General features: G+C 60.0%; 24 protein-coding genes. 8 read left to right on the top strand and 16 right to left on the bottom strand.

All coding sequences use genetic code 11. From position 1 onward, the window contains the following. Window positions 1–112 precede the first annotated feature (112 nt). The 3 genes from ACA051_RS04595 to ACA051_RS04585 form a co-directional block, all read right to left on the bottom strand. Window positions 113–1,216 (bottom strand): NADH:flavin oxidoreductase, encoded by a 1,104-nt coding sequence (locus ACA051_RS04595; protein ID WP_497373673.1) that lies wholly within the window; start codon window positions 1,214–1,216, stop codon window positions 113–115. Between the two features lie 196 nt (window positions 1,217–1,412). Next, window positions 1,413–1,895: a glutathione peroxidase gene (locus ACA051_RS04590; protein WP_219095738.1), complete on the bottom strand. Its 483-nt coding sequence runs from the start codon at window positions 1,893–1,895 to the stop codon at window positions 1,413–1,415. 122 nt (window positions 1,896–2,017) lie between these two features. Next, complete coding sequence (locus ACA051_RS04585; RefSeq protein ID WP_045061434.1) at window positions 2,018–2,503, bottom strand: FKBP-type peptidyl-prolyl cis-trans isomerase; 486 nt, start codon at window positions 2,501–2,503, stop codon at window positions 2,018–2,020. Between ACA051_RS04585 and ACA051_RS04580 the strand changes: the two genes are divergently transcribed. Genes ACA051_RS04580 through yihG form a run of 3 tightly spaced genes read left to right on the top strand, consistent with a single transcriptional unit; the run spans window position 2,472 to window position 5,873 of the window. After that, window positions 2,472–2,810 (top strand): DUF3565 domain-containing protein, encoded by a 339-nt coding sequence (locus tag ACA051_RS04580; RefSeq protein WP_497308086.1) that lies wholly within the window; start codon window positions 2,472–2,474, stop codon window positions 2,808–2,810. The two genes, ACA051_RS04585 and ACA051_RS04580, sit on opposite strands and share 32 nt — an antisense overlap. A gap of 60 nt (window positions 2,811–2,870) precedes the next feature. Next, window positions 2,871–4,970, top strand: coding sequence for a phosphate acetyltransferase (gene pta, locus ACA051_RS04575; protein ID WP_109628005.1), 2,100 nt, complete (start codon window positions 2,871–2,873; stop codon window positions 4,968–4,970). Further along, window positions 4,971–5,873: a 1-acylglycerol-3-phosphate O-acyltransferase, YihG family gene (gene yihG / locus ACA051_RS04570; RefSeq protein WP_497373670.1), complete on the top strand. Its 903-nt coding sequence runs from the start codon at window positions 4,971–4,973 to the stop codon at window positions 5,871–5,873. A 180-nt stretch (window positions 5,874–6,053) separates the two neighbouring features. Here yihG and cysN read toward each other — a convergent pair whose 3' ends face one another. The 3 genes from cysN to ACA051_RS04555 all read right to left on the bottom strand — a co-directional run bounded on the left by cysN (window position 6,054) and on the right by ACA051_RS04555 (window position 9,888). Then, a complete protein-coding gene (cysN, locus tag ACA051_RS04565) occupies window positions 6,054–7,952 on the bottom strand; it encodes a sulfate adenylyltransferase subunit CysN (protein WP_497373668.1) in 1,899 nt (632 codons plus the stop codon). A gap of 9 nt (window positions 7,953–7,961) precedes the next feature. Continuing rightward, window positions 7,962–8,879: a sulfate adenylyltransferase subunit CysD gene (cysD, locus tag ACA051_RS04560; protein WP_010463281.1), complete on the bottom strand. Its 918-nt coding sequence runs from the start codon at window positions 8,877–8,879 to the stop codon at window positions 7,962–7,964. 250 nt (window positions 8,880–9,129) lie between these two features. Then, the gene (locus ACA051_RS04555) at window positions 9,130–9,888 is read right to left on the bottom strand and encodes a Nif3-like dinuclear metal center hexameric protein (protein WP_109628001.1); all 759 of its coding nucleotides are present in this window, start codon (window positions 9,886–9,888) and stop codon (window positions 9,130–9,132) included. A 102-nt stretch (window positions 9,889–9,990) separates the two neighbouring features. Here ACA051_RS04555 and algW point away from each other — a divergent pair, with 102 nt between their 5' ends. The 3 genes from algW (at window position 9,991) to ACA051_RS04540 (ending at window position 14,075) form a co-directional block, all read left to right on the top strand. Further along, complete coding sequence (algW, locus tag ACA051_RS04550; protein WP_438659481.1) at window positions 9,991–11,151, top strand: Do family serine endopeptidase AlgW; 1,161 nt, start codon at window positions 9,991–9,993, stop codon at window positions 11,149–11,151. A gap of 86 nt (window positions 11,152–11,237) precedes the next feature. Next, complete coding sequence (locus ACA051_RS04545) at window positions 11,238–13,343, top strand: TonB-dependent siderophore receptor (RefSeq protein WP_497373666.1); 2,106 nt, start codon at window positions 11,238–11,240, stop codon at window positions 13,341–13,343. A gap of 12 nt (window positions 13,344–13,355) precedes the next feature. Further along, window positions 13,356–14,075, top strand: coding sequence for a DUF4198 domain-containing protein (locus tag ACA051_RS04540; RefSeq protein ID WP_497373664.1), 720 nt, complete (start codon window positions 13,356–13,358; stop codon window positions 14,073–14,075). A 19-nt stretch (window positions 14,076–14,094) separates the two neighbouring features. Here the strand turns inward: ACA051_RS04540 and hisC are convergent, their stop codons facing one another. The 10 genes from hisC to ACA051_RS04490 all read right to left on the bottom strand — a co-directional run bounded on the left by hisC (window position 14,095) and on the right by ACA051_RS04490 (window position 22,048). Continuing rightward, a complete protein-coding gene (hisC, locus tag ACA051_RS04535; RefSeq protein ID WP_497308074.1) occupies window positions 14,095–15,147 on the bottom strand; it encodes a histidinol-phosphate transaminase in 1,053 nt (350 codons plus the stop codon). 2 nt (window positions 15,148–15,149) lie between these two features. Continuing rightward, window positions 15,150–16,475, bottom strand: a complete 1,326-nt coding sequence (hisD, locus tag ACA051_RS04530) for a histidinol dehydrogenase (protein WP_497308072.1) — start codon at window positions 16,473–16,475, stop codon at window positions 15,150–15,152. 126 nt (window positions 16,476–16,601) lie between these two features. After that, window positions 16,602–17,237, bottom strand: coding sequence for an ATP phosphoribosyltransferase (gene hisG / locus ACA051_RS04525; protein WP_007901570.1), 636 nt, complete (start codon window positions 17,235–17,237; stop codon window positions 16,602–16,604). A 128-nt stretch (window positions 17,238–17,365) separates the two neighbouring features. Further along, entirely contained in the window at window positions 17,366–18,631 is a 1,266-nt protein-coding gene (gene murA / locus ACA051_RS04520) for a UDP-N-acetylglucosamine 1-carboxyvinyltransferase (protein WP_010463300.1), read from the bottom strand. 22 nt (window positions 18,632–18,653) lie between these two features. Then, complete coding sequence (locus tag ACA051_RS04515; protein WP_007912386.1) at window positions 18,654–18,893, bottom strand: BolA family protein; 240 nt, start codon at window positions 18,891–18,893, stop codon at window positions 18,654–18,656. 114 nt (window positions 18,894–19,007) lie between these two features. Beyond that, complete coding sequence (locus tag ACA051_RS04510; protein WP_497308070.1) at window positions 19,008–19,313, bottom strand: STAS domain-containing protein; 306 nt, start codon at window positions 19,311–19,313, stop codon at window positions 19,008–19,010. Further along, a complete protein-coding gene (locus ACA051_RS04505; RefSeq protein WP_497308069.1) occupies window positions 19,310–19,963 on the bottom strand; it encodes an MlaC/ttg2D family ABC transporter substrate-binding protein in 654 nt (217 codons plus the stop codon). The genes ACA051_RS04510 and ACA051_RS04505 overlap by 4 nt, the downstream gene beginning before the upstream one ends. Window positions 19,964–19,974: 11 nt before the next feature. Then, window positions 19,975–20,442: an outer membrane lipid asymmetry maintenance protein MlaD gene (gene mlaD / locus ACA051_RS04500; protein WP_497308067.1), complete on the bottom strand. Its 468-nt coding sequence runs from the start codon at window positions 20,440–20,442 to the stop codon at window positions 19,975–19,977. After that, window positions 20,442–21,239 (bottom strand): lipid asymmetry maintenance ABC transporter permease subunit MlaE, encoded by a 798-nt coding sequence (gene mlaE, locus ACA051_RS04495; RefSeq protein WP_497308065.1) that lies wholly within the window; start codon window positions 21,237–21,239, stop codon window positions 20,442–20,444. The genes mlaD and mlaE overlap by 1 nt, the downstream gene beginning before the upstream one ends. Then, window positions 21,239–22,048, bottom strand: a complete 810-nt coding sequence (locus ACA051_RS04490) for an ATP-binding cassette domain-containing protein (protein ID WP_497373661.1) — start codon at window positions 22,046–22,048, stop codon at window positions 21,239–21,241. The genes mlaE and ACA051_RS04490 overlap by 1 nt, the downstream gene beginning before the upstream one ends. Window positions 22,049–22,325: 277 nt before the next feature. Between ACA051_RS04490 and ACA051_RS04485 the strand changes: the two genes are divergently transcribed. Both ACA051_RS04485 and ACA051_RS04480 read left to right on the top strand, forming a co-directional pair. Then, a complete protein-coding gene (locus ACA051_RS04485) occupies window positions 22,326–23,300 on the top strand; it encodes a KpsF/GutQ family sugar-phosphate isomerase (RefSeq protein ID WP_462025519.1) in 975 nt (324 codons plus the stop codon). Then, window positions 23,300–23,824: a KdsC family phosphatase gene (locus ACA051_RS04480; protein ID WP_497308063.1), complete on the top strand. Its 525-nt coding sequence runs from the start codon at window positions 23,300–23,302 to the stop codon at window positions 23,822–23,824. The genes ACA051_RS04485 and ACA051_RS04480 overlap by 1 nt, the downstream gene beginning before the upstream one ends. The last annotated feature ends 6 nt before the right edge of the window (window positions 23,825–23,830 follow it).

Below are 23,830 nucleotides of genomic sequence, written 5' to 3'. Positions count from 1 at the left end.
GTGACATTGAGTCAGCCATCGCGAGCAGGCTCGCTCCCACAGTGGTTCTGCGTCGAACACAAATCCAGTGTGGGAGCGAGCCTGCTCGCGAAGAAGTGAGTCCAGTCGCTGCTTAAACCAGCGTCATCAACGCCTCACGGCTGAACGGCAGGATGTCTTCCTCACGACCATCACGCACTTTCTGCGCCCAGTCCGGGTCGACCAGCAGCGCACGCCCTACCGCCACCAGATCGAACTCATCGTTGTTCAAGCGCTCAAGAAGTTTTTCCAGGCTGGCCGGCTGCGCGATCTTGTCGGTGTTGACCATGAACTGCAGGAACTCGCCATCCAGGCCAACGCTGCCCACGGTGATGGTCGGTTTGCCCGTCAGCTTGCGCGCCCAGCCGGCCAGGTTCAGCTCGGAACCGTCGAACTCCGGCTCCCAGAAACGGCGCGTCGAGCAGTGGAAAATGTCCACGCCAGCGTCGGACAATGGCTTGAGGAACTCACCCAGCGCCTCCGGTGTTTGCACCAGGTGCGCGGTGTAATCCTGCTGCTTCCACTGCGAGAAACGGAAGATGATCGGGAAGCCTTCGCCGACGGCTGCACGCACGGCCTGAATCAATTCGATGGCAAAACGCGAACGGTTGGCCAGGCTGCCGCCGTATTCGTCGGTGCGCTGGTTGCTGCCTTCCCAGAAGAACTGGTCCACGAGGTAGCCGTGGGCGCCGTGGATTTCCACGCCATCCATGCCGATGCTTTGGGCGTCTTTAGCCGCTTGGGCGAACGCCGCGATCACGTCCTGGATATCCTGTTGAGTCATGCCGTGAACCACGACCTGACCGTCCTTCAATTTCTCCGACGGGCCGTAACCCGGAACGCTGGCATCCGGCTCGGTGCCGATGCGGCGCACGCTGCCCACATGCCATAACTGAGGAACGATCCTGCCGCCCTCGGCGTGAACTGCGTCGACCACTTTTTTCCAGCCGGCCAGCGCGGCTTCACCGTAGAAATGCGGCACGTTCGGATAGCCGTTGGAGGCCTTGTGCCCGACGGTGGTGCCCTCGGTGATGATCAGGCCTACGCCTGCGGCGGCGCGTCGACGGTAGTACTCGATCACTTTGGAATTGGGAACGCCACCCGGCGAAAACGAGCGGGTCATCGGCGCCATGACGACGCGGGTCGGCAATTCAAGGGTGCCGAGGTGGAACGGTTTGAACAGGGCTTTGACTGGCATGGGACGCTCCACGTGAAAAGACTTTATGACGGCGATAATATGGAGAGCCGCAAGCTTTGAAAAGCACTATTGATTTTGGTGATTAAGGGTCAAAAGACAGTAGGAGCGAAGCTTGCTCGCGAAGGTGTCAGGTCAGTCGATATCAATGTTGAATGACATGACGCCTTCGCGGGCAAGCCTCGCTTCTACAGAGGGGTTAGCTCAGCGCTTTTTCAATCGCATGGATGACCGTCGGATCATCCGGCGCTGTGCGCGGCGAGAACCGCGCCAACACACGGCCGTCCTTGCCCAGCAGGAATTTTTCGAAGTTCCAGGTGATGTCCCCCGGAAACTCCGCGCCCTCGCCCGCCAGCAGACGGTACAGCTGATGACGATCGTGACCGTTGACTTCCAGCTTGCTGGACAACGGAAAGGTCACGCCATAGTTGAGGCTGCAGAATTCCTGGATCTCTTGCTCGGTACCCGGTTCCTGCCCGGCAAACTGGTTGCACGGCAGGCCCAGCACACTGAAACCCTGGCCTTTGTACTTCTGGTAAAGGTTTTCCAGTGCCGCGTACTGTGGGGTCAAGCCACATTTGGAGGCGACGTTGACCACCAGCACGACGTTCCCTTTAAAGGGCGCCAGCGGTAGCTCCTGTCCATCCAGGGCTGTCAATTTAAGGTCGTGAAAAGCACTCATGACGAACTCCAGATTCCCGTGTTCTACTCGAAACAGCCACTTGGCGTTGTCGCCAGGGACAGCCGCGGACTAAAAAGGCGCCCTCGGGCGCCTCTCCAGTTCTCTGAGCTTAGCGCAGAAAATCAGTGGTGATGGCCACCTTCGCCATGGACGTGACCATGAGCGACTTCTTCCTGGCTGGCGTCACGGATGTCGATGATCTTGACCTGGAAATTCAGGCGCTGACCGGCCAACGGGTGGTTGCCGTCGACGGTGACATCGTCGCCGTCCAGATCGCGGATGGTAACGATCTGCATCTGGCCGTCCGGCGCGGAAGCGTGAAACTGCATGCCCACTTCCAGTTCGTCGACGCCTTCGAACATGCTGCGGCTCAGGGTGCTGACCAGTTCGGCAGCGTATTCGCCGTAGGCATCTTCAGGTTCAACGGCTACGGTCAGCTCGTCGCCGACTGCTTTGCCTTCCAGAGCCTTTTCCAGGCCCGGGATGATGTTACCTGCGCCTTGCAGGTAGACCAGCGGCGCGCCGCCGGCGGAGCTGTCGATGACCTCACCAGCGTCGTTGGTCAGGGTATAGTCGATGGAGACAGCCTTATTGGCGGCGATCAGCATGGGGCGAGACCTTTTGCATAAGAATGAAGAAAGGCCAAGTTTAGCGAAGCAATCGTCCGAAAGCGAACACAACCCGGACAGACGGATTGCGGCGAAAGGCTCGACGGTCACCGGCTTCCATCAGGATGAGGACGGGCATTGGGTGGCCGACCTGTCCTGCGGCCATACTCAGCACCTGCGTCACCAGCCGCCGTGGCAATCACGTGCCTGGGTCCTGGATCCCGCGCAACGTATTGAAAAAATAGGCCAGCCCTTTGATTGCGGTTGGTGCGCACAAGGCTCGGTTAGCGATAACCTTGGCGACTGAATTTCGGTAGATCGTCAGATATAGATGATCGCCATTGCCATGCACCCTTAGAGAATCCGCATGCAAACTTTTTTTATCGCGCCCACCGATTTTGGTGTGGGTCTGACCTCCATCAGCCTCGGACTGGTGCGCACCCTTGAGCGAGCCGGCCTCAAAGTCGGCTTTTTCAAACCGATTGCCCAACCGCATCCGGGTGACACCGGGCCTGAACGGTCCACTGAACTGGTGGCCCGCACTCACGGTTTGAAACCGCCTCAGCCGCTCGGTCTGGCACACGTCGAGCGTATGCTCGGCGACGGTCAGCTGGATGAGCTGCTCGAAGAAATCATCACTCTTTATCAGCAAGCGGCCGTCGGCAAGGATGTGCTGATTGTCGAAGGCATGGTCCCGACCCGCAGCGCCAGTTACGCCGCGCGGGTCAATCTGCATTTGGCGAAAAGCCTCGACGCCGAAGTGATCCTGGTTTCCGCGCCGGAAAACGAAGTGCTGACTGAACTGTCCGGCCGAGTGGAACTGCAGGCGCAATTGTTCGGCGGGCCGAAAGACCCGAAAGTCCTCGGCGTGATCCTAAACAAGGTCAAGACCGACGAGAGCATGGAGGCCTTCGCCTCGCGCCTGAAAGAACATTCGCCGTTGCTGCGCAGCGGTGATTTTCGCTTGCTCGGCTGCATTCCCTTTCAGCCGGAACTGAACGCGCCGCGCACCCGCGACGTCGCCGACCTGATGGGCGCGCAGATTCTCAATGCCGGCGATTACGAAACCCGGCGCATGACCAAAATCATCATCTGCGCCCGCACCATGCGCAACACCGTGGAGCTGCTCAAGCCCGGCGTGCTGGTGGTGACCCCCGGCGATCGCGACGACATCATCCTCGCCGTCAGCCTCGCCGCCATGAACGGCGTGCCCCTGGCCGGCCTGTTGCTGACCAGCGACACCCTGCCCGACCCGCGCATCATGGACCTGTGCCGAGGCGCATTGCAGGCGGGCTTGCCGGTGTTGTCGGTGAGCACCGGCTCCTACGACACCGCCAATCAGTTGAACGGTCTGAACAAGGAAATCCCGATCGACGACCGCGAGCGTGCGGAGATCATCACCGATTTCGTTGCCAGTCATCTGGATGCCAACTGGCTGCACCAGCGTTGCGGCACGCCACGGGAAATGCGCCTGTCGCCCGCGGTGTTCCGCTATCAATTGATCCAGCGCGCCCAGGCCGCCAACAAGCGCATCGTCCTGCCTGAAGGCAGCGAGCCGCTGACCGTGCAAGCCGCGGCGATCTGTCAGGCGCGCGGCATCGCCCGTTGCGTGTTGCTGGCGAAACCGGAAGACGTCGAGGCCGTCGCCCGCGCCCAGGGCATCGAGCTGCCGCCGGGGCTGGAAATCCTCGACCCGGATCTGATTCGCGAGCGCTACGTCGAGCCGATGGTGGCCCTGCGCAAAAGCAAAAGCCTCAACGCCCCGATGGCCGAGCAGCAACTGGAAGACACCGTGGTGATCGGTACCATGATGCTGGCGCTGGATGAGGTCGATGGTCTCGTCTCCGGGGTCATCCACTCCACCGCCAACACCATCCGCCCGGCCCTGCAGCTGATTAAAACCGCACCGGGCTGCACGCTGGTGTCGTCGGTGTTCTTCATGTTGTTTCCCGAAGAAGTGCTGGTCTACGGCGACTGCGTGATGAACCCGCACCCGAGCGCCAGCGAACTGGCCGAGATCGCCCTGCAAAGTGCAGACTCGGCTGCCGCGTTCGGCATCACCCCGCGTGTGGCGATGATCAGCTACTCCAGCGGTGAATCGGCCAGCGGTGAAGAAGTCGAGAAGGTTCGCGAGGCGACATTGCTCGCTCACGAACAACAAAACTCTTTGTTGATCGATGGCCCGTTGCAGTACGACGCCGCTGCCAACGAAACCGTCGCCCGGCAACTGGCGCCGAACAGCCAGGTCGCCGGTCGCGCCACGGTGTTCGTGTTCCCCGACCTGAACACCGGCAACACCACGCACAAAGCCGTGCAGCGCAGTGCCGATTGCGTCAGCCTCGGGCCGATGCTGCAAGGCCTGCGCAAACCGGTGAACGACCTGCCGCGCGGCGCGCAAGTCGATGACATCGTGTACACCATCGCGTTGACCGCGATTCAAGCTGCCAACCGACCTATGGATCTTTAAATGCTGGCTTTCCTACCTGCCGCCGTGCGCGGCGTGATTGCATCGTTGTTGCTGGCGTTGAATACCATTTTGCTGTGCTCGTTTCTGTTCTGCGTGGCGATCTTCAAGGTGTTGCCCTTTGCCCTCACCCAGCGTTTCACGCTCTGGTTGATGAGCCATACCCATGAAGCCTGGATCAGCAACAACAAGGCCTGGATGAACCTGGTCTGCCGCACCCGCTGGCACCTCAGCGGCCTGCAAGGGCTGGATTATCAGCACTCGTACCTGATCACCAGCAACCACCAGAGCTGGGTCGACATCATGGTGTTGCAGTACGTACTCAACCGTCGCATCCAGCCACTTAAGTTTTTCCTCAAGCAGGAACTGATCTGGGTGCCGGTGATTGGCCTGGCCTGGTGGGCGCTGGGTTTTCCGTTCATGAAGCGCTACTCCAAGGCCTATCTGGAAAAGTACCCGGAGAAGAAAGGCAAGGACCTGGAAACCACCCGCAAGACCTGCGACAAGTTCCGCAATAACCCGGTGGGGATTTTCAATTTCGTCGAAGGCACGCGCTTCACTGAAGGCAAGCATGCGCAGCAGAAATCACCGTTCAAGTACCTGCTCAAACCCAAGGCCGGCGGCATTGCGTTTGTGCTGGATGCGATGGGTGAGCAGCTTGAGTCGATCGTCAACGTGACCATTCACTACCCGGCCGGGCGTCCCGGTTACTGGGATCTGCTGTGCGGGAATGTGAAGGATGTGGTGGTGCATTTTCAGGAGCTGAAGATTCCGCCGCAGTTCATTGGCAAGAATTACGACCAGGATGGCGAGTATCGATTGCAGTTTCAGGGCTGGATCAACCAGCTATGGGAAGACAAGGATGCGTTGCTGGAGCAAATGCATCGGGAGTATCCGGCGAAGTAATCAGGCGCCTGTACCGGCCTCTTCGCGGGCAAGCCTCGCTCCTACGGATTTGGGATGATCGCAACATATGACGCGACACAAACCCGTAGGAGCGAGGCTTGCTCGCGAAGGCGTCCGAACAGACACAAAAAAACCCGCCGATGATCGCTCATCGGCGGGTTTTTTATTAGCGGCTAATGCTTAGATCGCGCCACGCTGACGCAGCAGATCCAGCACTTGCTTGACGCTTTCTTCCAGCGACAGCGACTGGGTGTCAACCACGAGGTCGGCGTCCAGCGGCACGTCATACGGGAAGGAATCGCCCGGGATGTTATCCCCGGCCGCCGCGTACAGGCCTTGCGGATCACGCTCGGCACAGACCGTCGGCGAGGCCTGGACGTACACCGTCAGCAGACGTTCCTTGCCGATCAGTTCCCGCGCCTGCTCACGACCTTCAGCACTTGGCGCAACAAACGCTGCCAAGGTCAGCAAACCGGCTTCGTTGAACTGACGCGCAACGTGCGCGGCACGACGCCAGTTCTCGGTACGCCCGGCGCGATCCTGTGGCAGGCCTTTATTCAGGTCGTGACGCAGGTTCTGGCCATCGAGGACAAACACCGCACGGCCCAAGTCGAACAGTTTGCGTTCAACCGCGTAAGCCAAGGTGCTTTTGCCCGCACCCGACAAGCCGCTGAACAACACGGTGGCCGGTTGCTGACCGAAACGCTGGGCGCGTTCTTCGGTGGCCACGTGCGCCAGTTTGCCGTGGTGCGTGCTGCTGCCATGCGCCAACGGCTGGGCGATGATCATGCCGGCGGCAACGGTGCCGTTGGTCAACCGATCGATGACGATGAACGAACCGGTGGTGCGGTTACTGGCGTAACCGTCCAGCGCGATCGCGGCGTCGAGGCTGACCTTGACCCGGCCGATCTCGTTCAGGTTCAACGAACTGGCCGGACCTTCTTCCAGGGTGTTCACGTCAACGCGATTGACGATGCTGGTGATCGAACCCGGCACGTAACTCGTGGCGCGCTTGATGTCGTATTTCTTGCCCGGCAGCATCGGTTCTTCGGCCATCCACACCAGCATGGCGTCGAAGGCGTCGGTCACTTGCGGCAGGTTATCGGCGTGCACCAGCAAGTCGCCGCGAGAGATGTCGATCTCGTCTTCCATGGTCAGCGTGACAGCTTGACCTGGACCGGCGTGTTCCAGCTCACCTTCGAAAGTGACGATGGATTTCACGCGGCTGCTCTTGCCCGACGGCAACACAACGACTTCGTCGCCCTTGTGCACGACGCCGCTGGCCAGAGTGCCGGCGAAACCACGGAAGTTCAGGTTCGGACGGTTGACGTACTGCACCGGGAATCGCAGGTCGGTGTAGTTGCGGTCGTTGGCGATCTCGACGGTCTCGAGAATTTCCATCAGCGACTGGCCGGTGTACCACGGCGAGCGCTCGGACTTGTTCACCACGTTGTCGCCTTTCAATGCCGACATCGGCACGAAAGCCATGGTGGTCGGCTTGAATGCGATGCCGTCGGCGAACTTCAGGTAATCGGCCTTGATCGACTCGAACACGGTTTCGTCGAAGCCGTTGAGGTCCATCTTGTTGATGGCGACCACGATGTGCTTGATGCCGAGCAACGAGGCGATGAAGCTGTGGCGGCGGGTCTGGGTCTGCACGCCGTAGCGGGCGTCGACCAGGATGATCGCCAGGTCACAGGTGGACGCACCGGTGGCCATGTTGCGGGTGTACTGCTCATGGCCAGGAGTGTCGGCGATGATGAATTTGCGTTTGGCGGTGGAGAAATAGCGGTAGGCGACATCGATGGTGATGCCCTGCTCACGCTCGGCCTGCAGGCCGTCGACCAGCAACGCCAGGTCGATGTCTTCGCCGGTGGTGCCGACTTTTTTCGAATCGCGGGTGATGGCTTCCAGATGATCTTCGTAGATCATCTTGGAGTCGTGCAGCAGGCGCCCGATCAGGGTGCTCTTGCCGTCGTCGACGTTGCCACAGGTCAGAAAGCGCAGCATTTCCTTGCGTTCGTGCTGGCCCAGGTAGGCGAGGATGTCCTCGCTGATCAAATCAGATGCGTGCGACATGACAACCCCTTAGAAATAACCCTGACGTTTCTTTTCTTCCATCGAGCCTGCGCCATCGTGATCGATGACCCGGCCCTGGCGTTCGGAAGTTCGCGTCAGGAGCATTTCCTGAATGATGTCGGTCAGGCTGGTGGCCTCGGACTCGACCGCACCGGTCAGCGGGTAGTCACCCAGTGTGCGGAAACGGACTTTCTTCTTGACGATGCGCGCCTTGTCTTCATCGCTCAGGTGATTGAGCAGGCGTTCGTCGTCGATCATGATCCAGGTGCCATTCATCTCGATGACGTCGCGCTCGGCGGCGAAATACAGCGGCACGATCGGGATGCCTTCGAGGTAGATGTACTGCCAGATGTCCAGTTCGGTCCAGTTCGACAACGGGAACACACGAATGGATTCGCCCTTGTTGACGTTGCCGTTGTAGACGTTCCACAGTTCTGGGCGCTGGTTTTTCGGGTCCCAGCGGTGCTTGGTGTCGCGGAAGGAATACACGCGCTCTTTGGCACGGGACTTTTCTTCGTCGCGGCGAGCGCCACCGAAAGCGGCGTCGAAGCCGTACTTGTCGAGGGCTTGTTTCAGGCCTTCGGTTTTCATGATGTCGGTGTGCTTGGCACTGCCGTGGGTCAGCGGGTTGATGCCCTGCGCGACGCCATCGGGGTTCACGTGTACCAGCAGGTCAAGGCCCAGCTCTTCGACCATGCGGTCGCGGAACGCGTACATCTCCTTGAACTTCCACCGGGTGTCGACGTGCATCACCGGGAACGGCAGTTTGCCCGGGAAGAATGCCTTGCGCGCAAGGTGCAGCATCACGGCGGAGTCTTTACCGACGGAGTACAGCATCACCGGGTTATCGAACTCGGCGGCGACCTCGCGGATGATGTGGATGCTTTCGGCCTCCAGCTGTTTCAGATGCGTCAGTTTGTCGACCATGGCTACTCACGAAAACGATCTTATGGACGGCCAGCGGGCCGTGTTCGAGCGGGGAATCCTAGCACAGCGACCTCTTCTAATCAGGCCGCCAGCTAGATCGAAAGGGCATATGAATATACCCCCTCGTTTGGGCAACACGGACCCGTAGAAGCGAGGCTTGCCCGCGAAGAACGATCACGCGGTTTAACTGATGGACCGCGTTATCGTTCTTCACGGGCAAGCCTCGCTCCTACAGGGAACTGTGTGAAATTCAGATCGGATTCGGGCAATCGATGAAGATGTGCTCGAGGGCAAACCGTCGGGCCAGGTAATCACCCAATGCCTGCACGCCATAGCGCTCGGTGGCGTGGTGGCCGGCGGCGATGAAGCTGATGTCGTTTTCCCGGGCGCTGTGGAAGGTCTGTTCGGAAGCCTCGCCGCTGAGGTACAGATCGACCCCGGCCAACACGGCCTGATCGATGTACCCCTGACCGCCACCGGTGCACCAGCCTACGCGACGGATCATTTCGCTGCCTTCGATCAGCAACGGCTCGCGGCCCATGACCTCCTGCACTCGGCGAGCGAAATCACGGGGCGTCATCGGTTCGCTCAACGAGCCGACCAGGCCGACCACTTTGAGGTTGTCCGGATCCAGCGGGCCTTCGACCGTGATGTCGAGCTGACGCGCCAGCTGCACGTTGTTACCGACGTCCGGGTGCAGGTCCAGCGGCAAGTGATAGGACAGCAGGCTGATGTCGTGCTTGAGCAGGGTTTTCAGCCGACGCTGCTTCATGCCGGTGATGCACGGGTTCTCGCCTTTCCAGAAATAGCCGTGATGCACCAGCACCAGATCGGCCTGAGCTTCGACCGCGGCGTCCAGCAAAGCCTGGCTGGCGGTGACGCCACTGACGATTCGCATCACCTGTGGGCGGCCTTCGACCTGTAAGCCGTTGGGGCAGTAATCGGCAATCCTGGCACTGTTAAGGTAACGGTCGGCTTCTTCGACCAGGGTGCTCAAGGCGACGGCCATAAAAGACTCCTAAATATCCCGTTCAGAGGCGAGCTGCGCCTCGTATAATGCGCGACATTATGGGCGGTCTCATACCGCCTGCAACCTCTCAGGACGTGCTTAATGCTCAAGGCGCTGCGTTTTTCCGGCTGGCCGCTGTTGGCCGGCGTGCTTATCGCTCTGTTGATCATCCAGCGTTACCCGCAGTGGGTCGGGCTTCCGAGCCTCGACGTCAACCTGCAGCAAGCCCCGCAAACCACCACGATGCAGCAAGGTCCGGTGTCCTATGCCGACGCGGTCACCACCGCAGCGCCGTCGGTGGTGAACCTGTACACCACCAAAGTCATCAACAAACCAAACCATCCCTTGTTCGAAGACCCGCAGTTCCGCCGCTTCTTCGGCGACAACTCGCCCAAGCAGAAGCGCATGGAGTCGAGCCTGGGCTCGGGCGTGATCATGAGCCCGGAAGGTTATTTGCTGACCAACAACCACGTGACCAGCGGCGCCGACCAGATTGTGGTCGCGCTCAAGGACGGTCGCGAAACCCTGGCCCGCGTCATCGGCAGCGACCCGGAAACCGACCTCGCGGTGCTGAAGATCGATCTGAAAAACCTGCCGTCGATCACCGTCGGTCGCTCCGATAACATCCGCATCGGTGACGTCGCGCTGGCCATCGGCAACCCGTTCGGCGTCGGCCAGACCGTGACCATGGGCATCATCAGCGCCACCGGTCGTAACCAGTTGGGCCTGAACAACTACGAAGATTTCATCCAGACCGACGCCGCGATCAACCCCGGCAACTCCGGCGGTGCGCTGGTGGATGCCAACGGCAACCTGACCGGCATCAACACGGCGATCTTTTCCAAGTCCGGCGGCTCGCAAGGCATCGGTTTTGCGATCCCGGTCAAACTGGCCATGGAAGTGATGAAGTCGATCATCGAACACGGGCAGGTGATTCGCGGCTGGCTCGGCATCGAAGTGCAGCCGTTGAGTCAGGAACTGGCGGAGTCGTTTGGCCTGTCGGGACGCCCGGGGATTGTGGTCGCGGGGATTTTCCGTGACGGTCCGGCGCAGAAGGCCGGCCTGCAATTGGGTGATGTGATTCTAAGCATCGACGGCGAACCGGCCGGCGATGGTCGTCGTTCGATGAATCAGGTCGCGCGGATCAAACCGACCGACAAGGTCACCATTCAGGTGATGCGCAACGGCAAAGAGCTGAAGCTCACGGCGGAGATCGGCCTGCGTCCACCACCGGCGCCGGTTAAAGAGAAAGAAGAAAACTGACCCTGGCCCGAGGATCTCGGGCTAACAGCAGACATTCTCATTAGGCATGTTATATTGTTTCAATATCTCAATTGGAACAACATAACATGTCGTCTAGAACAATGGCTTGCGTGGCAAGTCTTGCCCTCGGCCTGCTGGGGGATCCGGTCTTCGCCGAAGAGCCCGGCACCCTCGAACTGGACGCCATCAGCGTCACCTCCGACTACGAATCGCCCACCGGCCCGGTCCAGGGTTACCGCGCCATGCGGTCTTCCAGCGCGACCAAAACCGATACCGCGATCCGCGACATCCCGCAATCCATCAGCGTGATTCCCGTCAGTGTGCTCAATGACCTGGGCAGCACCAGTGTCGAGCGCGCCCTGGATTTTGCCGGCGGTGTGTCGAAGCAGAACAACTTCGGAGGCCTGACGCTTTACGAATACAGCGTGCGCGGCTTCACCACGTCGGAGTTCTACAAGGACGGCTTCAGCGCCAACCGGGGTTACCCGAGCACCCCGGACGTCGCCAACATCGAGCGCATCGAGGTGCTCAAAGGACCCGCCGCCAGTCTCTACGGGCGCGGCGATCCAGGCGGCACGGTAAACATCGTCACCAAGAAACCCCAGCCCGAAGCTTTCACCACCCTGCAAACCAGCGCCGGCAGTTGGGATCGTTATCGCACCGCCCTCGACGTCAACACGCCGCTGGATGACGACGCCAACGTGCTGTCTCGAATCAACCTGGCCGTCGAAGACAACCACAGCTTCCGCGATCACGTCGACAGCCAGCGAGTGTTTGTCGCCCCCTCCTTCAGTTGGCAACTGAACCCGGACACCAGCCTATTGGTGGAGAGCGAATTCGTCCGTCATAGCTCCACGTTCGATCGCGGCATCGTCGCGCCGAACAATAAATGGAGTGGCGTTTCCCGTTCGACGTTCCTTGGCGAACCCAATGACGGCAACATCGACAACCACAATAATCTGCTGCAAGCCGCGCTCGAACATCATCTCAATGACAACTGGAAACTGCGCCTGGCCAGCCATTACAAGGAAGGCAAACTCTGGGGCTACGCTTCCGAAAGTCGCCCGTTGAATGCCGACGGCCACACGGTGAATCGGCGGTATCGCGAGCGCGATACAAACTGGCACGACAGCATCACCCAACTCGAATTGCGCGGTGTGTTCGACCTCGGTAGTTGGCAGCACGAACTGCTGATTGGCAGCGAGTATGAAAACTTCCGCAAGAACGAACGGGTCACGACCATTGCCGGCGGCCCCTACGCCGTCGACATTTATCAACCCGTCTACGGTCAGCCGAAACCCAACGGCAAGCGCTCCGGCACCGACCTTTTTGAACACGTCGAAAGCCGGGCGCTGAACCTGCAGGACCAGATTGTCTTCACCGACAAACTGCGCGGCATGCTCGGTGCTCGCTTCGAACATTTCGAGCAAAGCATCGACGATCACAGCCGCGGCGCCACCAACCGCCAGAGCCACGACGCCCTGACCCAACGGGCCGGTTTGCTTTATCAACTGACACCCGAAGTCGGGCTATTCGCCAACGCCTCCACCTCGTTCAAGCCGAACAACGGCCTGGACGCTGGCGGCAAATCCTTCGACCCGGAAGAAGGCGTCGGTTACGAAGTCGGGATCAAGAGCGAGCTGTTCGATGATCGCTTGAGCACCACCCTCGCCGCCTTCCATATCGAAAAGGAAAACATCCTTGCGCTCGACCCGGGCACGGACACCAGCCGCGCCATGGGCAAGGCCCGCAGCCAGGGATTCGACTTCCAAGTCACCGGGCAAGTGACCGACGCGGTGCGGGTGATCGGTGCCTTCGCCTACATCGACGCCGAGGTCACCGAGGGCGACAAGGTCATTCCCACCGGCAGCCGAATCCTCGGCGTCGCCAAGCGCAGCGGCAGTCTGCTGGGCGTTTATGAATTCCAGGATGGACATTTACGAGGCTCGGACGTCGGCGCGGCGTTCACTTACGTCGGCGATCGCTCGGGCGAGTCCGGCAGCGATTTCGAGCTGCCGGCCTACCACACCGTCGACCTGCTGGCCCATTACAAGGCCAGCGAAAACGTCACTGTCGGCCTGAACCTGAACAACATTTTCGACGAGAAATACTACGAGCGCTCGTACAGCAATTACTGGGTCAACCCCGGCGAGCCGCGCAATTTCACCGTCAGCCTCACACTCAATCTGTAAAAGGAAGTTCCCATGCAACACCTCAAACCCCTGGCATTGCTCGGCCTGCTGTTCGCAACCCAGGTGTCGGCCCATGGTCTCTGGACCGAACAACGTCGCGGCAACATCGAAGTGATTTACGGCCACGGCGCCGAAGACAACGCCTTCAAGGCACAAAAGATCAGCGGCGCCTGGGCTTATGACGTCAACGGCAAAATGATCCCGGTGACCGTGCAGCGCTTGGCCGATCACGCACGTCTGCAACCGTTGAAGCCGCCCGCCGTGATGGCGGTGGCGCTGGACAACGGCATGTGGTCGCAGACAGCGGATAAAAAATGGATCAACGAAGGACGCAGCAAAGTGCCGGGGGCCATCGAGTCGACGCAGACCTTCAAATACAGCCTGGCGATTTATCAGCCAGGAGCGAAGTTGCCGAAGCTTGATCAGATGAAGCTGCTGATTCTGCCGGAGGTTGATCCGCTGACGGTAGGACCGGGCAAGTTGCTGCCAGTGCGGGTGCTACTGGATGGGAAACCGGCGGCGGGGGTGAAGTTGACTGGCGATTATCGCAGTGCGCCGAATACCTTGAGCACCGAGACTGATGCCGACGGCCGTGCGCAGGTGGTGGTGCGCAATGAAGGGTTGAATGTGATTTCGGCGCAGATGGAGATTGTGTTGAAGGACAATCCGGATGTCGCGACGCGCGGCGTGTTCAGTTCGCTGACCTTCCTCGGCGAACCGCATCACGAGTAACCCACAAAACCTTGTAGGATCAGAGGTCGCCGAGGCCGTCGATCAGTGCCTGATTCTGCTCCGGCGTACCAATCGATATCCGCAGGAACTGCGCAATCCGCGCCTGCTTGAAGTGCCGGACGATCACGCCTTGCTCACGCAATTTCGCCGCCAGCCCGGCCGCATCGTGCTGCGGATGACGGGCAAAAATGAAGTTCGCCGCCGATGGCAGTACTTCAAACCCCTTCCCTTCCAATTGCGCAACAACCCACTCACGATGCTCGATGACCAACCGGCAGGTCTTGTCGAAGTACTCGCGATCCTCGAACGCCGCCGCCCCCCCGACATTCGCCAGGCGATCCAGCGGATAGGAGTTGAAGCTGTTCTTGATCCTCTCCAGCGCCTCGATCAAATCCGGATGCCCCACCGCCAGGCCCACCCGCAGGCCGGCCAGTGAGCGGGACTTGGACAAGGTCTGAGTCACCAGCAGGTTCGGATAACGGTCCACCAAAGTGATCGCCGTCTCGCCGCCAAAGTCGATGTAAGCCTCATCCACCACAACCACCGAATCCGGGCTGGCCTTGAGGATTTGCTCCACCGCATCCAGTGCCAACAGGCAACCGGTCGGGGCATTCGGGTTCGGGAAGATGATCCCGCCGTTCGGCTTGGCGTAGTCCGCAGGATTGATCTGGAACTGCTCGTCCAGCGGCACCGTGTCGAACTTGATGCCATATAACCCGCAGTAGACCGGATAGAAGCTGTAGCTGATGTCCGGGAACAGCACCGCTTTGTCGTGTTGCAGCAAGCCGTGAAAAATGTGCGCCAGGACTTCATCGGAACCGTTGCCGAGGAACACCTGATTGGCCCGCACGCCGTAATACGCAGCCACAGCGTTTTTCAGCAGATCGCTGTTCGGGTCCGGATACAAACGCAGATTGTCGTTGAGTTCGGTCTGCATCGCTGCCAGGGCTTTTGGCGACGGGCCGTAAGGATTTTCGTTGGTGTTGAGCTTCACCAGTTTCGCCAGCTTCGGCTGCTCGCCCGGCACGTAAGGCACCAGATCCTTGACGAACGGGCTCCAGAATTTACTCATCTTCAGTTCCCCTGCTTGTCGTCGACGATGCGGTATTCAGCGCTACGGGCGTGGGCGGTCAACGACTCGCCACGGGCCAGCACGGAAGCGGTCTTGCCCAGTTCGGACGCACCTTGCTCGGAGCAGAAGATGATCGACGAGCGTTTCTGGAAATCGTACACGCCCAGCGGCGAAGAGAACCGCGCGGTGCCGGACGTCGGTAACACGTGGTTGGGACCTGCGCAGTAGTCACCCAGGGCTTCGGAGGTGTGACGACCCATGAAGATCGCGCCCGCGTGACGGATCAGCGGCAGCCAGGCTTGCGGATCGGCGACCGACAACTCCAGGTGCTCCGGCGCAATGCGGTTGGCCACTTCGATGGCTTGTTCCATGTCGCGAACCTTGATCAGCGCGCCACGGCCATTGATCGAGGTTTCGATAATCTCGGCGCGCTCCATGGTTGGCAGCAGTTTGGCGATGCTGGCCGCGACCTTGTCGAGGAACTCGGCGTCCGGGCTGACCAGAATCGCCTGGGCATCTTCATCGTGCTCGGCCTGGGAGAACAGGTCCATGGCGATCCAGTCCGGATCGGTCTGGCCGTCGCACACCACGAGGATTTCCGACGGCCCGGCGATCATGTCGATGCCGACCTGGCCGAACACGTGGCGCTTGGCAGTGGCGACATAGATGTTGCCCGGGCCAACCACCTTGTCGACCTTCGGCACGCTTTCGGTGCCGTAAGCCAATGCGGCGACCGCTTGCGCGCCACCAATGGTGAAGACGCGGTCAACTCCGGCGATGCACGCTGCGGCCAGCACCAGCTCGTTGATTTCACCGCGCGGGGTCGGCACCACCATGACCACTTCCGTCACACCGGCGACCTTGGCCGGAATCGCGTTCATCAACACCGAGGATGGGTACGACGCCTTGCCGCCCGGGACGTACAGGCCGGCGCGATCCAGCGGCGTGACCTTCTGGCCCAGCACCGTGCCATCGGCTTCGGTGTAGGTCCAGGACTCCTGTTTCTGTTTTTCGTGGTAGCTGCGCACACGAGTCGCGGCTTTTTCCAGCGCTTCGCGCTGAGGCACGGTGATCCGTGTCAGCGCCAGTTCCAGACGTTCGCGCGGCAGGATCAGGTCCGCCATGGACGCAACGTCCAGTCCGTCGAACTGCCGGGTGAAGTCCACCAGCGCGGCATCGCCACGCTCACGCACAGCCTTGATGATGTCCAGCACTCGCTGATTGACCGAGTCGTCAGACACACTTTCCCAGCTCAGCAGATGATCCAGATGATGCGCGAAATCCGGGTCAGCAGCGTTGAGTCGGCGAATTGCAGTCGGTGCGGTCATAGCGAGAGCCTCATAGGATTGGCAAAAACTCAGGCGCCCTAACTTAGCAGTCGTTTCCGCTTGGGCACCTGAGAATTCTGGCTATGAGGCGGATAGACGGGCGCGACTTAACGTCGCGCAGGTGAATCAGCCGCGGTGTCGAGACTCCACTGCCTTGCGCAGGGTGTCGATCAACGCCTGGATACGGGCGTGCTGCATTTTCATCGAAGCTTTATTGACGATCAGCCGGGAGCTGATGTCGGCAATGAAATCCTGGGGTTCCAGGCCATTGGCGCGCAGGGTGTTGCCGGTGTCGACCACGTCGATGATCTTGTCTGCCAGACCGATCAGCGGCGCCAGTTCCATCGAGCCGTAGAGCTTGATGATGTCGACCTGACGGCCCTGCTCGGCGTAGTAACGCTTGGCAACGTTGACGAACTTGGTCGCCACTCGCAGGCGGCCCTTGGGCTCGACGTCGCCGACACGGCCGGCGGTCATCAGCTTGCACAGGGCAATTCGCAGGTCCAAAGGCTCGTACAGACCCTGGCCACCATATTCCATCAGCACATCTTTACCGGCGACGCCCAGGTCCGCGGCACCATGTTCGACGTAGGTCGGCACATCGGTAGCGCGCACGATCAGCAGGCGCACATCGGCCTGAGTCGTGGGGATGATCAGCTTGCGGCTCTTGTCCGGATTCTCGGTCGGCACGATGCCCGCTTCAGCCAGAAGCGGCAGGGTGTCGTCAAGGATGCGGCCCTTGGACAGTGCGATGGTCAACATGGGAAACGTCAGTCCTTATCAGGCTACTGATGCCCGGTCGCAAATGGCGCCGGACACACATCGAGCCAGAAACAGGCTCGACTTGAAACAAATTCAACGGGCGCGTCCCTGCGCCCATGCAGCAGAAACTAGCCCGGTACGCGGCGGATCTTGGCGCCGAGCATCTGCAGTTTCTCTTCGATGCACTCGTAACCACGGTCGATGTGGTAGATGCGGTCGATCAGGGTGTCGCCTTCGGCAATCAGTGCCGAGATCACCAGGCTGGCCGAAGCGCGCAGGTCGGTGGCCATCACTGGCGCGCCTTTCAGCTTTTCGGTACCGGTAACGATGGCCGTGTTGCCTTCGACCTGGATCTTGGCGCCCATGCGGTGCAGTTCATAAACGTGCATGAAGCGGTTTTCGAAGATCGTCTCGATCACGGCGCCCGTGCCTTCGGCAATGGCGTTGAGGGAGATGAACTGCGCTTGCATGTCGGTCGGGAACGCCGGGTACGGAGCGGTCCGCACGTTGACGGCTTTTGGCCGCTTGCCGTGCATGTTCAGCTCGATCCAGTCTTCGCCGCAGGTGATTTCCGCGCCCGATTCCTTGAGTTTCTCAAGAACGGCTTCGAGGATGGTCGGATCAGTGTCCTTGACCTTCACACGACCGCCGGTTACGGCTGCGGCCACCAGGTAGGTGCCGGTTTCGATACGGTCAGGCATCACTTTGTACGTGGTCGGGTGCAGACGCTCAACGCCATCGATGGTGATGGTGTCGGTGCCGGCGCCAGTGATCTTGGCACCCATGGCAATCAGGAAGTTAGCCAGGTCGATGACTTCAGGTTCGCGAGCGGCGTTCTGCAACACGCTGCGGCCCTTGGCCAGAGCAGCGGCCATCATGATGTTTTCGGTACCGGTTACGCTGACGGTGTCGAAGAAGAAGTGCGCACCGCGCAAGCCGCCTTCAGGCGCCTTGGCCTTGATGTAGCCGCCTTCCACGTCGATGACCGCGCCCATGGCTTCGAGGCCACGAATGTGCAGGTCAACCGGACGCGACCCAATGGCGCAACCGCCAGGCAGGGCGACTTCGGCTTCACCGAAACGGGCAACCATCGGGCCCAGCACCAGGATCGATGCACGCATGGTTTTCACCAGCTCATACGGTGCGATCAGGGTCTTGATGGTGCGCGGGTCGATTTCGACGCTGAGCTTCTCGTCGATCACCGGCTCAATGCCCATGCGGCCGAACAGCTCGATCATCGTGGTGATGTCGTGCAGGTGCGGCAGGTTGGCAACCGTTACCGGGCCATCGCACAGCAGGGTTGCAGCCAGGATCGGCAGGGCAGAGTTTTTCGCCCCGGAGATGCGGATTTCGCCATCAAGACGAACGCCGCCAGTAATAATCAATTTATCCATAAGAATCTCGACGCCCTTGGGCTCAGGTGCGCTCGGCCCAGGCCGCGCTGCTGAAAAATTTCATAGTGACCGCATGGATGCTGCCATCGGTGATCCATGGGTTCAAATGGGCATAGATCTGCTGCTGACGCTTCACCGGGCTCAACGCCGCCAGTTCATCGCTAATCACGTTCAGCTGGAAATTGCAGCCTTCGCCCTCAACTTCTACCAACGTTCCGGGCAGCTTTCCTTCAAGGAAGCTCTTCACTTCTACGGCCTGCATGCTCAACCTCAATCGGCGCCCTGTGCGCGCGGGTCGGACATCATACAAAAAAGCCCCGCGCCTGCGAACCCCGCGAAGCAGGACTCTGACGGGGGGCTTCTTAATAGATGCTGGTTAGGGATGCGCCAACAGCTCGGTCAATTCGCTGACCTGAGCGATTTCACGCATGTCTTCTGGCAGCCCGCGGATGCTCAGCGCCTTGCCGGCCGCCTCTGCATCGCGCATGAAGCACAGCAGCAGGGACAAGCCTACGCTGCTGGACTTCAACACTGCCGAACAATCGACTACCACTTCGGCAGCCGTGCTGGACTTGATCAACGCCTGCCCCTGCTTGCGCAGACCAGGGCCGGTGAGGTAATCCAGCATGCCGCTCAGTCGCAGCTCGCCGGTTTCGCTCATCCGAATGGCCGACACACTCATTGGACAGACTTCTCGGTGGCGTCTGCGGTTTTTTCCTTGGCCTTGGCGACTTCGCCGGCCCAATCATTGATGGTCTTGTCCAAGTCATTGCCATTGCGCTGCATCGCATCAGCGAACTGATCGCGGAACAGCTTGCCGATGTTGATGCCGTTGATGATCACGTTGCGCAGTTTCCACTCGCCATTGATCTTCTCGAGTGTGTACGACACAGGATAGATCGAGCCGTTGGTGCCTTTGACCGTCATGGCAACGCTGGTACGGTCTCCAGACTCATCCTTGGCAGGGTCGACGGTAATGCCCTGATTGTTGTACTCAAGCAAGGCGTTGCCATAGAACTGGAACAGACCTCTCTTGAAGTTTTCTTCGAAGGTCTTCATCTGCGCCGGCGTGGCTTTGCGCGAGTATTTGACCGTCATGATGCTTTTGGAAATGCCCTCGGCATCCACGACTGGCCCGACGATGGTGTTCAGCGCCGTGTAAAAGTCTTTCGGGTCCTGCTTGTACTTCTCTTTGTTGGCCGACAGGTCGGCAAGCAACCGAGTCGTGGTGTCCTGCACGATTTCGTGCGCTGAGGGCGCTGCCACGGCGTTAGCCATCAACGGCAGGGCCGCGAGTAATACCAACAGGCCACGTCGCAAGGTAGAGATCATTCAAAAGCTCCTCATTTGGCGTCTTTGCTAACGGTATTGAGCAGAAATTTACCGATCAGGTCCTCGAGCACCAGCGACGACTGGGTGTCGTGAATGGTTCCACCCTCCTTGAGCAAGCCTTCTTCGCCGCCCACGCTGATGCCGATGTACTTCTCGCCCAACAGGCCAGCCGTCAGGATAGATGCAGTGGAGTCAGTCGGCAGGTTATCTACGCGCTTTTCCAGCTGCATCGTCACTCGACCGGTGAAACTGTCGCGGTCCAGATCGATCGCCGTGACCTTGCCGATGGTCACACCGGCCATGGTCACTTTAGCTCTGACCGTCAAACCGGCGATATTGTCGAAATACGCATAAAGTTTATAAGAATCGGTGGTGGCACTTGGGGACAGGCCACTGACCCGCAACGCTAGCAACAGCAAAGCCAGGATGCCAGCCAGCAAGAAAAGGCCGACACCGATTTCCAGGGTGCGGTTTTGCATCAGAAATCTCCAAACATCAAGGCGGTCAAAATAAAGTCCAGGCCGAGCACAGCCAAAGAGGCGTACACCACGGTCTTGGTAGTGGCACGACTGATCCCCTCGGAAGTGGGCTCGCAGTCATACCCTTGGAATACGGCGATCCAGGTCACGACAAAGGCGAAGACGATGCTCTTGATGATGCCGTTGAGCACATCATCCGTGAACGTCACGCTGTTCTGCATGTTGGACCAGTAGGAACCTTCATAGACACCCAGCCAGTCGACGGCCACCCACGAACCGCCCCATATGCCCACCACGCTGAAAATCATAGCCAGCACTGGCAGGGAAATGAAGCCGGCCCACAGCCGCGGGGCAATGATGTACTTGAGCGGGTCGACGCCAATCATTTCCAGACTGGACAATTGTTCGGTGGACTTCATGTTGCCGATTTCGGCGGTCAGCGCCGAACCTGCACGCCCGGCGAACAGCAATGCCGTGACCACGGGGCCAAGTTCACGCAACAGCGTCAGCGCAACCATCTGCCCGACCGCCTGCTCCGAACCGTAGCTGGACAGAATGTTGAAGCCTTGCAACGCCAGCACCATGCCGATGAACACCCCGGAGACCACAATGATCACCAGGGACATCACGCCCACCGAATGCAGTTGCTTGACCAGCAGGCCAAAGCCGCCGCCGATACCACCGCGACCGAGCAAGGCATGAAACAGGAAAATCGCCGAACGGCCGAACACCGCCAGCACATCGATGCCGCCGTGGCCGAATCGACGCACGCGTTCCAATAGTGAAATCTTGCGCATCAACGCTTCCCCAGAAGATCTGCGCGGTAATCCGTCGCTGGAAAGTGGTAGGCGACCGGACCGTCGGGATCGCCGGTCATGAATTGACGAATACGCGGCTCCTGCGAGTTCATCAGCTCCTCGGGAGTGCCCTGCCCCAAGACCTGGCCGTCGCCCACCACATAAATGTAGTCGGCGATGCTGGCAGTCTCGGCCAGATCGTGGGAGACCACGATACTGGTGATGCCCAGCGCATCGTTGAGCAAGCGGATCAGGCGCACCAACACGCCCATGGCGATAGGGTCCTGACCGACAAAGGGTTCGTCATACATGAGGATTTGCGGGTCGAGGGCAATCGCCCGCGCCAGCGCAACACGGCGCTTCATGCCACCGGACAGTTCGTCGGGCATCAGGTCGATGGCGCCACGCAACCCCACGGCCTGCAATTTGAGCAGGACGATGTCACGGATCATTTCTTCCGGCAGCTCGGTATGAACGCGCAGCGGAAAGGCGACGTTCTCGAACACGTCGAGGTCGGTAAACAGCGCGCCGCTCTGGAACAACACGCCCATGTGCTTGCGCGCATCGAACAAATCGCTGCGCGACAGCTTTGGCAGGTTCTGGCCATTGACCCAGACTTCGCCCTTGGAGGGCCGCAACTGTGCGCCCATCAACCGCAACAGCGTGGTCTTGCCACACCCGGAAGGCCCCATGATGCCGGTGACCTTGCCGCGCGGGATACGGATATCGACGTTATTGAAAATGCTGCGCGCACCGCGCTTGAAGGACAGTCCCTTCAGCTCGACCGCGTAGGCGTTATCGGCACTCATCTAAACTCCTTGCGATGCAGCCTCACACTCGGACGCCTGGCTTTCTGACGAAAGCACATACCTCCCCGGGCAGGCCGAACTGGCGGCGAACTATATCACTGCAAAGGCCAAGCGCCCAAGGCCCAAGCCGGCCCATGTTCAGCAACATGACAGGCAAAAAGCCTCGTTCAGAGGGGATTCGGTAACAGGGAATGACAAAGCGTGACGAACTTGCGTGAGGGTTTTGATCATTACCGCTATAATCGCCGCCTTTTCATCAGGCTATACGATTTCTGACATGAGCCAATCCAGCGACCTGATTCAATCTGCACAACGCACCATCCGCCTCGAACTGGAAGCCGTACAAGGCTTGCTGCCCCATATCGACGCAGATTTCGTACGCGCTTGCGAGATGATTCTGGACAGCAAAGGCCGCGTGGTCGTGGTCGGCATGGGCAAATCGGGGCACATCGGCAACAAGATCGCCGCCACCCTGGCCAGCACCGGCACCACGGCCTTTTTCGTGCACCCGGCCGAAGCCAGCCACGGCGACATGGGCATGATCACCCGCGACGACATCATCCTGGCCCTGTCGAATTCCGGTTCCACCAATGAAATCGTCACCCTGCTGCCCCTGATCAAACGGCTGGGCATCAAATTGATCAGCGTGACCGGCAACCCGGACTCGGCGCTGGCCAAGGCCGCCGAGGTCAACCTCAACGTTCACGTCGAGCACGAAGCCTGTCCACTGAACCTGGCACCGACCTCATCGACCACCGCCGCGCTGGTGATGGGCGACGCCCTGGCCGTTGCTCTGTTGGAAGCCCGGGGTTTTACCGCTGAAGACTTCGCCTTTTCCCATCCAGGCGGCGCGCTGGGCCGACGCCTTTTGCTGAAAGTCGAAAACGTCATGCACGCCGGCCAGGAGCTGCCGCAGGTTCAACGCGGCACGCTGCTCAAGGATGCGCTGATGGAAATGACCCGCAAGGGCCTGGGCATGACCGTGATCCTGGAAGCCGATGGCAAACTGGCCGGGATCTTCACCGACGGTGACTTGCGCCGCACACTGGACCGCAGCATCGACATTCATAGCGCCACCATCGATCAGGTCATGACCGCGCACGGCAAGACCGCTCGCGCCGAGATGCTCGCCGCCGAAGCCCTGAAAATAATGGAAGACCACAAGATCAACGCACTGGTCGTGGTCGACAGCGAAGACCGCCCGGTCGGCGCCTTGAACATGCACGACTTGCTGCGTGCGGGAGTAATGTAATGAGCACGGACCTGCTGCAACGCGGCAAACAGATCAAACTCGCGGTGTTCGACGTCGATGGCGTGCTGACCGACGGGCGCCTGTACTTTCTCGAAGACGGCAGTGAATTCAAGACGTTCAACACGCTCGACGGCCAAGGCATCAAGATGTTGATGGCAGCCGGCGTGCAGACCGCTATCATCAGCGGCCGCAAGACCCCAGTGGTCGAGCGACGGGCGAAGAACCTCGGCATTCCACACCTCTATCAGGGTCGTGAAGACAAACTGGTGGTGCTCGACGAACTTCTCGCCCAACTCAACCTAAGCTATGAACAGGTCGCCTACCTGGGTGACGACTTGCCGGACCTGCCGGTGATTCGCCGCGTGGGTCTGGGCATGGCCGTAGCAAACGCTGCCAGCTTCGTGCGTGAAAACGCCCATGGCATCACCCTGGCCCGTGGTGGCGAGGGTGCCGCTCGCGAATTCTGTGAATTGATCCTGCGCGCCCAGGGCCGCCTCGATGCGGCCAACGCCGCGTACCTGTGAGCCCAT

Source organism: Pseudomonas sp. LBUM1669 (assembly GCF_059695705.1).
The sequence above is the reverse complement of the archived record's forward strand: the minus strand, read 5'-3'. Positions and strand labels throughout refer to the sequence as shown.

Coding starts and splice junctions, on each gene's coding strand:
- algW (WP_438659481.1), top strand. CDS start 9,991: ATGCTCAAGGCGCTGCGTTTTTCCGGCTGGCCGCTGTTGGCCGGCGTG.
- ACA051_RS04555 (WP_109628001.1), bottom strand. CDS start 9,888: ATGGCCGTCGCCTTGAGCACCCTGGTCGAAGAAGCCGACCGTTACCTT.
- ACA051_RS04480 (WP_497308063.1), top strand. CDS start 23,300: ATGAGCACGGACCTGCTGCAACGCGGCAAACAGATCAAACTCGCGGTG.
- ACA051_RS04510 (WP_497308070.1), bottom strand. CDS start 19,313: ATGAGTGTGTCGGCCATTCGGATGAGCGAAACCGGCGAGCTGCGACTG.
- hisD (WP_497308072.1), bottom strand. CDS start 16,475: ATGACCGCACCGACTGCAATTCGCCGACTCAACGCTGCTGACCCGGAT.
- ACA051_RS04490 (WP_497373661.1), bottom strand. CDS start 22,048: ATGAGTGCCGATAACGCCTACGCGGTCGAGCTGAAGGGACTGTCCTTC.
- ACA051_RS04580 (WP_497308086.1), top strand. CDS start 2,472: ATGGAGACAGCCTTATTGGCGGCGATCAGCATGGGGCGAGACCTTTTG.
- murA (WP_010463300.1), bottom strand. CDS start 18,631: ATGGATAAATTGATTATTACTGGCGGCGTTCGTCTTGATGGCGAAATC.
- ACA051_RS04590 (WP_219095738.1), bottom strand. CDS start 1,895: ATGAGTGCTTTTCACGACCTTAAATTGACAGCCCTGGATGGACAGGAG.
- mlaE (WP_497308065.1), bottom strand. CDS start 21,239: ATGCGCAAGATTTCACTATTGGAACGCGTGCGTCGATTCGGCCACGGC.
- ACA051_RS04515 (WP_007912386.1), bottom strand. CDS start 18,893: ATGCAGGCCGTAGAAGTGAAGAGCTTCCTTGAAGGAAAGCTGCCCGGA.
- pta (WP_109628005.1), top strand. CDS start 2,871: ATGCAAACTTTTTTTATCGCGCCCACCGATTTTGGTGTGGGTCTGACC.
- hisC (WP_497308074.1), bottom strand. CDS start 15,147: ATGAGTAAATTCTGGAGCCCGTTCGTCAAGGATCTGGTGCCTTACGTG.
- ACA051_RS04540 (WP_497373664.1), top strand. CDS start 13,356: ATGCAACACCTCAAACCCCTGGCATTGCTCGGCCTGCTGTTCGCAACC.
- ACA051_RS04505 (WP_497308069.1), bottom strand. CDS start 19,963: ATGATCTCTACCTTGCGACGTGGCCTGTTGGTATTACTCGCGGCCCTG.
- ACA051_RS04585 (WP_045061434.1), bottom strand. CDS start 2,503: ATGCTGATCGCCGCCAATAAGGCTGTCTCCATCGACTATACCCTGACC.
- cysN (WP_497373668.1), bottom strand. CDS start 7,952: ATGTCGCACGCATCTGATTTGATCAGCGAGGACATCCTCGCCTACCTG.
- ACA051_RS04595 (WP_497373673.1), bottom strand. CDS start 1,216: ATGCCAGTCAAAGCCCTGTTCAAACCGTTCCACCTCGGCACCCTTGAA.
- cysD (WP_010463281.1), bottom strand. CDS start 8,879: ATGGTCGACAAACTGACGCATCTGAAACAGCTGGAGGCCGAAAGCATC.
- yihG (WP_497373670.1), top strand. CDS start 4,971: ATGCTGGCTTTCCTACCTGCCGCCGTGCGCGGCGTGATTGCATCGTTG.
- hisG (WP_007901570.1), bottom strand. CDS start 17,237: ATGTTGACCATCGCACTGTCCAAGGGCCGCATCCTTGACGACACCCTG.
- mlaD (WP_497308067.1), bottom strand. CDS start 20,442: ATGCAAAACCGCACCCTGGAAATCGGTGTCGGCCTTTTCTTGCTGGCT.
- ACA051_RS04545 (WP_497373666.1), top strand. CDS start 11,238: ATGTCGTCTAGAACAATGGCTTGCGTGGCAAGTCTTGCCCTCGGCCTG.
- ACA051_RS04485 (WP_462025519.1), top strand. CDS start 22,326: ATGAGCCAATCCAGCGACCTGATTCAATCTGCACAACGCACCATCCGC.